We start from the raw sequence: 6,397 nt of genomic DNA, 5'->3' as shown, positions 1-6,397 counted from the left end.
TCGAAGGAATAGGTGGTCACGGAATACAGAATATCCTGATCCTGAACTCCCGGCTGGCGTTGAATGCTGGTTAGGAAATTGGTTAAGGCCTGATGCCCTATTTCTACTCCTTTCGGGTTACCTGTGGATCCTGAGGTATAGATTATGTAGGCGGTGTCTTCTGGTTTTGGATGATGGTTTAAGTGAGTTGCAGAACTTGCCTCGAACTGCAGCAATTCTTCTTTGGTAATGAAACGTGCTTTGTCCTGAGTGCTGTTATCTGATGATCGTACTAAATTAAATTCCTGTAAAAATGCTTCTTCGGTAATGATAAGGGATGCCTGGCTGTGATTAATGATGTATTCGATCCTTTCTTTGGGCAGCATCGGGTCGATAGGAATGTAGCTTTTTCCTGATCGGAGGATGCCTAAAAGCAGGACGACAAGTTCTGAGGAACGGTCTGTCAATACTCCCACAGGCTGGTTATTGGCTCCAAAATGGGAAATCAGGTATTTTGCAACTTTTTCTGATTGTTCTTTCAGTTCTTTGTAAGTTAAGCTTAACCCTCGGTCTCGAGCTGCTATATTCTCCGGGGTCTTCTCTGCCTGTGCTTCAAATAACTCGATCACTGTCTTATCCCTAGGGTAATCAACACTCGTATCATTGAATTTGTAAAGAAGATCATATCGTTCTGTCTCACCGAGAAAGTTTAATTTTTTGATTTTCTGGTCAGGATCATTCAAAACTTCTTCCATAAGGGTTTGGAAGTGTTCTGTAACCTGGCTGATACTTTCTTTGGCAAAGTAATTCAGATTATAATCAAAGTCTATTTTTACATCTTCCGTCTCATCAAACTCTCTTATGTACAATGCCAAAGCTACTCTTTCTGATTCATGGCTGAGCGGAACTACTTTTGTGACGGTATCTTTGAAATGAGATGAATAATCCTGTTTCTCATAAGACAATGTCATATTGAATATTCTTTCTTTCCGGTTAAAAGCCCCAAGTGTTTTTACTAATTGCCCCAAAGGAAAGCGCTGATGCCGGTAATCCTGCCTGAGCTGGTTTTTAATTTTTTCAACTAATCCTGTAAACGTATCTTCGTCATCAATAGAAATCAATAAAGGATTGACTCCCATAAACAACCCTACGGTCTTTTTGAATTTAGCCCCGGAACGGTTTAAAACAGGCAAACCTATTGAAACCCATTCATTCTGCGATTTTTTCCCAAAATAGGTATATAAGAGAGCGAGTATGATGTGGAATGTGCTCGATTTTGTTTCTAAGGCCAGCTTCGTCAATTCATTGTAGACGGCTCTTTTAATGATGAATTCTTTTCTGGCACTGGTATTGATCGTTTTCGACGAATCCAGTTTCTGAAATAAATTTTCGGGCAATGCATTGAATTTTTCTTTCCAATACTGTTTATCTGAGTTAAATTCTTCAGAACTGAAATAGGCCTCATCTTCAGTTACAAAATTTTCATAAGAATAGGGATATTCGGAAATGACTGTTCCGTTTTCTAAAATCTCATTATAGTTTTTCACCAAACGGGTAAACATCAAGGAAGTACCCCAGCCATCCGTAATCATGTGGTGATACACAGAGAACAGGTAATGAAGATTCTCATCTACCCTGATGAGAACAAACCGGTACAGGAATTCATCTTTTTCAATATTAAAAGTTTTTTTAAACTCTTTCTGCATGAAATTCAATACGGATTGGTCTTTATCCTTTTCCGTCGAAAAATCTATATATTCAAGCGCCCGGATTTCATTTGTGATCTGCATTTCAGCACTATCAAAATCCCCTTTTAAAAAACACCGATAGGCATCATGCTGCTGTATTAAAGCTATATAGGCCTGTTCAAATATTTCCCTGTTTAACGAACCTTCTATAGAAATCCTGGCACCTATATTATACACCGGTACATCAGGAAATAAAAGCTGTTCAAAATAAATATCCTGTTGTGGAAGAGTAAGTTTCATTGTTGATATGAAAAATTAAAGCATTGATGGATGGAAATCAGAGTTTATTCTTGTGTCACTGGCAATCTGACCGTAATCAAATTTGATGATCCTGTCTGCCTGCCTAAAGTAAGCATCATCATGTGTCACTGCTATAATGGTCTTACCTTCTTTTTTAAATTTAGGGACCAGAACTTCATAGAAATATTTTCTGAAATGCGGATCCTGATCGGCTGCCCATTCATCTAATACCAGGACCGGTTTTTCTTCCAGCAATGCAAATATCAGAGACATTCTCTTGCTCTGACCTTTTGAAAAATTACGTCTTGCCGATTCTTCTTTGGTGTCTCCAACTACTTCCTGCATTTCCATCATCTCCAATAAAGACTGGTATTGGGAATTGTTTTCTAACCGGTAATTATCATAATTATGAGAGAAGACATAATTGTCTGTAAATACCGGAGAAATGAGATTCTGTAAGCTCTTCTTTGAATGAAGCTTTTCATGGTTCAGCGTAATTTCTCCTTCTTTGTGGTCATATAGGCCTGTTAATATATTGATAAAGGTACTTTTCCCGCTTCCATTTCCTCCTATAATGAAAATAACCTCTCCTTTCTGAACGTTAAAGTTCACTTTATCTAAAGCAAAGGACTGCTCTCCCGAGGCATTTTCATATTGAAACGTAATGTTTTTAAAATTTAATGACTGGAAGTCCACATTTGCAGCCCCTACATTTGCATTACTTTCCGATTCTTCACTAAAGTCTTTTAAAAAGTTAATGATCCTCCGGTTAGCAACTGAAAATCTTGTATAGATATTCTGCATATTGATCAGATTACTGATGGGCCCGGTAATAAACAAAAGAATAACCACATAAGAGACAATATCCTCTTTTGGCAGCAAATTGAACTTTGGCAATATAAACAGTATGGCACCTATTATTAAATATAAACCATACTGGCTGATAAGATTGATCGATAGAAATACATAATTGATATTGTAATCCAGCTCTTTGGCCTGGTCACGGTTGGGAAGCAGATTTTCAGACAGCAGGTTTTGGGATAATGTTGAATTTACTTTAAGATTTTTAAATCCTTTTATTACATCATTTACATATTTGTAATAATGTTCATTGAATTTTCTTAAAACAGCAATTCTGCCGTTCATCGTATTCATCACAATAAAATAAATCCCCGCAATCATGACTATCAGTCCTAAAACCGTTAATCCTGCGTATAAGGATAAACTGAACATGTAGACCAAACACAGCAGCAACATCAGCAATGAATTTATCGTATGGGTGACGACTTCCGGCAAAGAAGAAAATATTCTTAAATCTTCTATAGCTGTATAGAATCGTTGAGTTCCATATTTTTCTAAGGTAATTAATTTTGTTTTCAGTATTCTTTTGAAAATGTTTTTCTCATTTTCATACAGAATATTATAGGAATACTGATTAAGTTTTTTTTGAAAAATAATATTAATAAAGTATAGTAATACTATTATTAAAAAGTAATAAATGGGGCTAAAATTTTTAATATCTTTTAAATTAACCGTTTCGTTTATAACAAAAATCAAGAATATGTTCAGAAAAACATTAGGAATAGAATATAATAAAAAAAAGATTATGTATTTAAGTTTAAAGTTTAGCATGTTAAATTATTTAATTTTAATCATTTTTTTAACATAACCACTACTATAAATCATTACATAATGAGCAAGATGCGAAGATATTCTTTTTTATACTTTGTCTTCAATTTAGATGAAAGCCAAAGTAGCGACACATACAAAATTAGTGGTAAACTGACTAAATAGTAAAAGATTTTGCTAAAAGGAAAATTTAAAATATCAATTTACTCCATGTAATTTTTATTGCTGAAAACTTTGGAGTTTCCAAGATAGAATCATTAATAATTTTAAACTCATTTTTTAAATAGAAATCTATTGGTGATTTGTATGGTTTATCATTTTTTTTATAGTAATAATTAGTTTTATCAATTACCCATCCATTTAACTGACTTTCATGTTCTTTCAATTTCTTTAACATTAAAGAACCGTATCTTTTGTTTTGATAATTTTCAGATACAATTATTCCAAACCACCTTTCACCCTCCCTATCAAAAGAGAAAGCCCATCCTATAATTTTTCCGTCATCTAGTAGTAATATATTAAAACTGTTTTCTAAACTTTTTATATATTTATTAAAATCTTCTAATTTCTCATAATTTAACTGAACAGGGTATTCATTATTCCATAAATCCCATAAATTTTTTTTCTGTATTTCAGTTAATTTATTTTGTTCTAATATTTTCATTTTTATTTAGTATTTTTAGAAATAAGCCTTTAAATGATAAAAAATAGCTTCGAAAAATATTACTGCTTAAATTATGATAATCTTGTGAAACACCAATTTCAATTTTCTTAGACTCACCTTCTAATTCATACCAGGTTCCAAACAAGCGGTCCCAAATAGGTGTAACTGTACCAAAGTTTTTGTTAAAATGTTCCTTTGATGTTGAATGATGTATTCTATGACTATTTGGGGATATGAATAACCATTTCCCTATAAATCCAAAATTCCAAGATAAGTTTGAATGCTGAATATGTCCTAACCAGCTTGTAAATATTATAAAAAAAATATAACTTTCAGCAGGAACTCCAATTAAATATATAGGTATTGAAAATACTATGCTATTTATAGCTATTTCTAACGGATGAAGTCTTGCTGTAGTAAATATAGTCATTTCCTCTGCAGAGTGATGAAATTTATGAATTTCCCACAAAAAATGAAACATATGTAAGAATCTATGTATCCAATATAGTGAAAAATCAAGAATAAGAATAAAAATAATATTTTGAATAAATATATTTCCGATATATTCTTGTAAATAATTTGTTTTTGGCATTCCCAAGATGTCTGCAATTACATAACTAAGACCAAAAGAAAAAATGAATCCTAATATTTCAATAAAATTTGAAACTTTAAATATATAACTAAATATATCTAATTTTACGGTATTTGACTTTAAGTTAATAATTTTTTTTAAAGAGCAATTTTCCCAACCAATAAAAATTATTTCCAAAACTAAACAAATAAATAAAACTCCCAGATATATTCCTGCCCTTTCTAAAGAGAACACGCTTAATAATTCTTCAAATAATTGTTTCATATCTAAATAGTATTTAATTAAAGAGGTAGACCAAAAAGTAAAAAATTAGTAGCTTTTCGAATTTCCATAAAACCAATTTCAAACGACCTAAAAAGCAAAAGTTCTTAAATTTAGACTTTTCAGGCTTCCTCTTTATAATATTATTTTTAATTAATAAATTTTCAGTGAATCTTTAAGTGGAGTTAAAGTTTCGGCAAATAGCCCGGACACATTATTTTTACCTTTTTCAACAGCCTCTAAAAGAAATTGATTACTTAGTTTATTTTCTCTAAAAGGCTTTAATTCCTTGGCAAGAGTTTCAAAAAATTCCTCTTTTACAAGATTAGACAATTCTTTAGAGTTTAAATCTTTCGATTTTTCCTCTTTGTGTAATGAATTATACCATTCCTGAAAAACCCTTTTATCATTTATCTCAAATATCTTCTTTTTTAATGTTCCAATTTCTTCTCCTAAAAAAACACAGTTTTTTTGAATCATATATGTTCCGTCAACTCCATTTATATATCCTATTTTTGATGGTATATACTCAGGTACATTTATTGATAAATTATTTTTTAATTTTAAATTTTCTATAATCTCTTCCATTATATAAATGTATCCTATAATCTCTTCTCCTCCTTGAAAATATTCTGCACCTAAACTAAGCACCATAGATGCAATTCCCATTTGAGGATATAACCATTCGGTAACAGATGGATAATTAGTTAAACCTAGTTCTTTTCTTTGATAAGATTTCAAAGATCCTAAAAAAGAATTTTGATGTAAATGATTACAATATTCTACATCAATAACAGTACTATAATATAGCATGTGTTCTAGAAATAAATGTGCAATATCAGAGGTTAAAACAATATTATTTTTTTCAATATCAAAACCAGAATTAATAAAATCCTGAACAACATATAATGTCCTGTTTTTAATATATTCTCTCTCTTTTGGATACATGTAATGAGCCAATAGATCGTCTAATACAACAATAGTATTATATTCATATTGACATTCTACTAATGATTTCATAGCCCCAAAATAGTGTCCTAAGTGCCTTGGTCCAGTTACAGGGTTATGTGCACTTACTAGAATTTTTTTACTCATTTTATTTAATTTTATTAAAGTTAAATATAGAGGCCAAAGCTTTTGGCCTCTATAAAAATTAAGGAATTATTAATTATTTTATTTATTCGCAGTCTTGCTTTATTACACTATCATGAATAATAATATTTTCATCTATCATATTCATCATTCTAAGCTTGTCTCTTGTAATCTCCAAAGGAGTACTCAACA

Annotated in this window: 5 protein-coding genes; all 5 read right to left on the bottom strand. The window is 31.4% G+C overall.

Annotated features, from left to right (window positions below; translation table 11 throughout):
* Nucleotides 1-1,967 (bottom strand): condensation domain-containing protein (locus tag HNP38_RS17835; protein WP_184192135.1); only part of this gene is annotated, 1,967 nt, incomplete at its 3' end.
* Nucleotides 1,968-1,982: 15 nt separating this feature from the next.
* Entirely contained in the window at nucleotides 1,983-3,224 is a 1,242-nt protein-coding gene (locus tag HNP38_RS17830) for an ATP-binding cassette domain-containing protein (protein WP_228461096.1), read from the bottom strand.
* A 562-nt stretch (nucleotides 3,225-3,786) separates the two neighbouring features.
* Nucleotides 3,787-4,260: a GNAT family N-acetyltransferase gene (locus HNP38_RS17825; RefSeq protein ID WP_184192131.1), complete on the bottom strand. Its 474-nt coding sequence runs from the start codon at nucleotides 4,258-4,260 to the stop codon at nucleotides 3,787-3,789.
* Complete coding sequence (locus tag HNP38_RS17820) at nucleotides 4,238-5,116, bottom strand: sterol desaturase family protein (protein WP_184192129.1); 879 nt, start codon at nucleotides 5,114-5,116, stop codon at nucleotides 4,238-4,240. The genes HNP38_RS17825 and HNP38_RS17820 overlap by 23 nt, the downstream gene beginning before the upstream one ends.
* Nucleotides 5,117-5,266: 150 nt before the next feature.
* Nucleotides 5,267-6,208: a hypothetical protein gene (locus HNP38_RS17815; RefSeq protein ID WP_184192127.1), complete on the bottom strand. Its 942-nt coding sequence runs from the start codon at nucleotides 6,206-6,208 to the stop codon at nucleotides 5,267-5,269.
* Between the last annotated feature and the right edge of the window lie 189 nt (nucleotides 6,209-6,397).

Origin of the sequence: Chryseobacterium defluvii, assembly GCF_014204415.1 — a bacterium.
GTDB lineage: Bacteria > Bacteroidota > Bacteroidia > Flavobacteriales > Weeksellaceae > Chryseobacterium > Chryseobacterium defluvii_A.
The sequence above is the reverse complement of the archived record's forward strand: the minus strand, read 5'-3'. Positions and strand labels throughout refer to the sequence as shown.

Coding starts and splice junctions, on each gene's coding strand:
- HNP38_RS17830 (WP_228461096.1), bottom strand. CDS start 3,224: ATGTTGCTGCTGTGTTTGGTCTACATGTTCAGTTTATCCTTATACGCA.
- HNP38_RS17825 (WP_184192131.1), bottom strand. CDS start 4,260: ATGAAAATATTAGAACAAAATAAATTAACTGAAATACAGAAAAAAAAT.
- HNP38_RS17820 (WP_184192129.1), bottom strand. CDS start 5,116: ATGAAACAATTATTTGAAGAATTATTAAGCGTGTTCTCTTTAGAAAGG.
- HNP38_RS17815 (WP_184192127.1), bottom strand. CDS start 6,208: ATGAGTAAAAAAATTCTAGTAAGTGCACATAACCCTGTAACTGGACCA.